The organism is Pseudomonas sp. PS01303 (assembly GCF_029959385.1).
Classification (GTDB): domain Bacteria; phylum Pseudomonadota; class Gammaproteobacteria; order Pseudomonadales; family Pseudomonadaceae; genus Aquipseudomonas; species Aquipseudomonas rustica.
Genome location: NZ_JASCPK010000252.1, coordinates 1 through 4,329, shown reverse-complemented (window position 1 = coordinate 4,329; position 4,329 = coordinate 1). Strand labels below are relative to the sequence as shown.

At 58.5% G+C, this 4,329-nt stretch carries 4 protein-coding genes; 2 read left to right on the top strand and 2 right to left on the bottom strand.

The features are described from left to right. Positions 1-246: 246 nt before the first annotated feature. Positions 247-1,245, bottom strand: a complete 999-nt coding sequence (locus QMX93_RS29910; RefSeq protein WP_282359176.1) for a bile acid:sodium symporter family protein — start codon at positions 1,243-1,245, stop codon at positions 247-249. A gap of 84 nt (positions 1,246-1,329) precedes the next feature. Here QMX93_RS29910 and QMX93_RS29905 point away from each other — a divergent pair, with 84 nt between their 5' ends. Further along, the gene (locus tag QMX93_RS29905; RefSeq protein ID WP_282359174.1) at positions 1,330-2,118 is read left to right on the top strand and encodes a helix-turn-helix transcriptional regulator; all 789 of its coding nucleotides are present in this window, start codon (positions 1,330-1,332) and stop codon (positions 2,116-2,118) included. Here QMX93_RS29905 and QMX93_RS29900 read toward each other — a convergent pair whose 3' ends face one another. After that, on the bottom strand, positions 2,119-3,063 hold the full coding sequence (locus QMX93_RS29900) for a Dyp-type peroxidase (protein WP_282359172.1): 945 nt from the start codon (positions 3,061-3,063) through the stop codon (positions 2,119-2,121). 196 nt (positions 3,064-3,259) lie between these two features. Between QMX93_RS29900 and QMX93_RS29895 the strand changes: the two genes are divergently transcribed. Next, positions 3,260-4,237 (top strand): TerC family protein, encoded by a 978-nt coding sequence (locus QMX93_RS29895; RefSeq protein WP_282359170.1) that lies wholly within the window; start codon positions 3,260-3,262, stop codon positions 4,235-4,237. Positions 4,238-4,329: the final 92 nt, after the last annotated feature.

Sequence of the window (4,329 nt, the reverse complement as noted above, 5' to 3'; positions counted from 1 at the left end):
GAGCCTGCTCGCGATAGCGCAGTGTCTGCGCCGAAGAAGGTGGCTGACACAACGCCATCGCGAGCAGGCTCACTCCTACAATGATTTGTGATGTGCCGCCGATTTTGTGTACGACGCTCAACCCTGTGGGAGCGGGCTTGCTTGCGAAGGCGTCATCACATTCAAAATCATCGTGGCAGACGCACCGCTTCCGCGAGCAAGCTCGGCTCCTACAAGGATTCGTGCGTTCGGGCGTGAGGTTTCAGCTCACGGATCAACCTGTGCCATCAACTCCGGCACCGACTCCGGTCGTTTTGCATAACGCTGCGCCAACACCGCACAGATCATCAACTGAATCTGATGAAACAACATCAGCGGCAGAATCAACACGCCAATCGTGCTGCCGGCAAACAACACCTGGGCCATCGGCACGCCAGTGGCCAGGCTCTTTTTCGAGCCGCAGAACAGGATGGTGATGCGGTCTTCCTGATTGAAGCCAAACGCCTTGCCCAACAGCGTCGAGGCCACGAGCACCAGCGCCAGCAAAATGCAGCAAACCACCACCAGTCCCAGCAGCTCAATGAGCGGAATCTGATGCCAGATGCCTTCATTGACCGCCTCGCTGAACGCGCCGTACACCACCAGCAGAATCGAGCCCTGATCAACGAATTTCAACCAGCTCTTGTTGCGGCCGACCCACGCGCCGATCCAGCGGCGGGCAATCTGTCCGGCAATAAACGGCAGGAGCAATTGCACGCTGATCTTGAGGATCGCATCCAGCGTCGAGCCGCCGTCACCGTGGACGTTGAGCAACAGCGTCACCAGCAACGGCGTGAGGAAGATACCGAACAGGCTCGATGCCGCCGCGCTGCAAATCGCCGCCGGAATATTGCCTCGCGCCAGCGATGTGAAGGCAATCGCCGACTGCACCGTGGCCGGCAAGGCGCAGAGGTACAACATGCCCATGTACAGCTTGTCGCCGATCAGCGGTGAGAGCAGCGGTTTCAGCGCCAGGCCCAACAGCGGGAACAGCACGAAGGTCAGGCCGAACACCAACAGATGCAAACGCCAGTGACCGGCGCCGGCGATGATTGATTCGCGAGAGAGCTTGGCGCCATGCAGGAAAAACAGCAGCGCGATGGCGATGTTGGTCAGCCAGCCAAAACCGACCGCGACCTGGCCGCTGGCCGGCAGAAAACTGGCGAGCAGCACAACGCCGATCAGCGTCAGGGTGAAGTTATCGGGCAAAAATCTTGGGCGAGTCATGGTGTTTTTATCCGGGGGTTGCCAGTGCGTGCCGACGACTCTAACGTGACTGAAAATTACCGACTAACGCCGAAGAGCCTTGAGATGCCGCCTAAAGGACATGACAAAAGCATTCGCCGCAGCATTCCCGGGCTGCCCAGCCTGCCGCGTCCGCTGTATGGACGCACGGAATCACTGCCCAATCGCGCACTGACCCGGCGCCATAGTCACCCGTGGGTGCAGTTGTCGTACGCGATTCAAGGTGTGCTCGAAGTGCAGACCAGCGCCGGCCGCTTTGTCGCGCCACCGGAGCGCGCGGTGTGGATTCCGGCCGGTGTGCCGCATCGGGTATTCAGCTCGCCGCACACCGAAATGCGCAGCCTCTACATCGATTGCAGCGTGGCGGGTTGGGCAGTTGAGTATTGTCATGTGCTCGGCGTCAGTGATTTGCTTCGCGAACTGATCCGCGCGTTCAGTCAGGTGCCGGTGGAATACGACCAGAGCGGCCCGCACGGGCGCATGGCGCAGGTGATCCTCGATCAACTGGCCGATGCGCCGCAGATCGATCTGATGCTACCGCTGCCGCAGGACGCGCGCTTAAAACAAATCTACCAAAGCCTGGAGCAACACCCGGAGCAGCAGACCACGCTGAGTCACTGGAGCGAAAAATTTGGCATCACCGAAAAGACCCTTACCCGCCTGTTCCTGCGCGACACCGGCCTGGCCTTCCGCGCCTGGCGCCAACGCCTGCGCCTGCTCGGGGCACTGACGCCGCTGGAGAAAGGTGAACGCGTCACCGATGTGGCGCTGGCCTGTGGATACGATTCAACGTCAGCGTTTATTGCGGCGTTTCGGCAACAATTTGGCGAAACGCCGGGGGAGTTCTTTCGTTGATCAGCGATCCGCCAACTCTTCCAGCAAATCAGCCGACGGCACGAAATACAGGCTCCCGGTTACTGCAGTGCTGAAATCCAGCAACTTGTCATAGTTGCCGACTGGCTTGCCGACAAACATATTTTCCAACATCTGTTCCATCGGCTCAGGCGAACGCGCATAGCCAATAAAGAACGTACCAAACTCCCCCGCTCCCGGTCGGCCAAACGGCATGTTGTCGCGCAGGATCTTCACCTCCTCGCCCTCGGCGTTGGTGATCGTCGTCAGTGCACTGTGTGAATTGGAAGGTTTGACCGAGTCGTCCAGTTCGATGTCGGAGAGTTTCTTGCGGCCGATCACTCGCTCCTGCGCCTCAACGCTCAGCGAATTCCACGCCGTCATGTTGTGCAGGTATTTCTGCACCAGCACGTAGCTGCCGCCACTGAAGCCCGGATCTTCATCACCGACGATGGTGAAATTCACCGCTTTGCGCCCGACCGGGTTTTCCGTGCCGTCGACAAAACCGATGATGCTGCGCATGTCGAAATAACGGAAACCCTGCACCTCGTCGACCACGGTGACGGCATCGCCCAGCACGGCCATGATTTGCGTCGCCAGTTCAAAACACAGATCCATCTGATCGGCGCGGATGTGCAGCAGCAGATCGCCGGGAGTTGACGGCGCGTGTCGCCCTTCCCCGCCAAATTCGCGGAACGCGTGCAGGGACGCCGGTCGCGGGCTGCCGAATAAACGATCCCAGGCGTTCGAGGAAAAGCCGCAGATGCAGGTCAGGTTGCCTGACGGCACGCGCTTGCCGACCGAGCGCACCAGCCCGGCGACGTCGCCGCACCAGCCTTTCACGGTTGCGGCGGCGTCGGCGCCTTCATTGAGTGTCGCGACGATAAAAATCGCGCTGCGAGTGATCGGGCTGCACACGGCTTGCGGTTCGAGGATGTCGGTTTGCATGGCTGAAAGTGCCGCCCTGTAGGGGTAACACCAAAGGTGCGACCCGAAATTCGAGGATGAGTCGGACTGCATTGATGGCCCGACACTTCGTTTTTATCGAACTCTACCGCAGAAATAAACGATTTTTCTTTCGCGCAAACTCGTCGCTAGCATGGCCACGTCTGACGCTAATCGAATAAAAGACAGGGAGCGTGACATGCCTTCAACCAATATCAATATCGGCGAACCGTGGATGTGGGGCGGCTTCGTCGTCTTCGTGCTGGCGATGCTCGCATTGGATCTCTTTGTGTTCGGCGGGCGCAAGGCGCACCGCGTCTCAGTGCGCGAAGCCTTGTCCTGGGTGATTGCCTGGTGCTTGTTGGCACTGAGTTTCGCCGCGCTGTTGTGGTGGTATTTGCACGGCGAATTCGGTGCCGATATCGCCCGGCAGAAGACCCTGGAATTTCTCACCGGTTATCTGATCGAGCAATCGCTGTCGATCGACAACATGTTCATCTTCGTGATGATTTTCACCTACTTCGCGGTGCCGCCGGAGTTGCAACGCCGCGTGCTGCTGTACGGCGTGCTCGGGGCGATTGTGATGCGCGCGGTGATGATTTTCGCCGGCGTGTGGCTGGTGTCGCAGTTCGAATGGCTGCTGTACGCGTTCGGCGTGTTCCTGATCATCACCGGGATCAAGATGCTGGTATTTGCTGACCAGCAACCGGATCTCGACAAGAATCCGCTGCTGCGCTGGGTGCGCGGTCATATGCGCATCACCAGTGGCTTTCATGGCGAACGGTTTTTTGTTCTGCAAAACGGTGTGCGCTGGGCGACGCCGATGTTTCTGGTGCTGGTATTGATCGAGGCCAGTGATTTGATGTTCGCGGTCGACAGCATCCCGGCGATCTTCGCCGTAACGACTGACCCGTTCATTGTGTTCACCTCGAACATCTTCGCGATCATGGGCTTGCGCGCGCTGTACTTCCTGCTGGCGGACATGGCTGACCGCTTTCATTTGCTCAAGTACGGGCTGGCAATTGTGCTGGTGTTTATCGGCGGAAAAATGGTGCTGATGCCATGGTTTCACATGCCGGTGGAGTGGTCGCTGCTGGTGGTGGGCGGGGTGATTTTTGGTTCTGTGTTGTTGAGTTTGGTCATCACCCGAAAACAAAACCAAACCGAAGCCCTATAGGAGCTGCCGCAGGCTGCGATCTTTTGACTTTGATTTTTAAAAACAAGATCAAAAGATCGCAGCCTGCGGCAGCTCCTACAGGGGAATTTCGT

What these genes read in the sequence shown, in the direction of transcription:
- QMX93_RS29895 (WP_282359170.1), top strand. Translation starts at nt 3,260, where the DNA reads ATGCCTTCAACCAATATCAATATCGGCGAACCGTGGATGTGGGGCGGC.
- QMX93_RS29910 (WP_282359176.1), bottom strand. Translation starts at nt 1,245, where the DNA reads ATGACTCGCCCAAGATTTTTGCCCGATAACTTCACCCTGACGCTGATC.
- QMX93_RS29905 (WP_282359174.1), top strand. Translation starts at nt 1,330, where the DNA reads ATGCCGCCTAAAGGACATGACAAAAGCATTCGCCGCAGCATTCCCGGG.
- QMX93_RS29900 (WP_282359172.1), bottom strand. Translation starts at nt 3,063, where the DNA reads ATGCAAACCGACATCCTCGAACCGCAAGCCGTGTGCAGCCCGATCACT.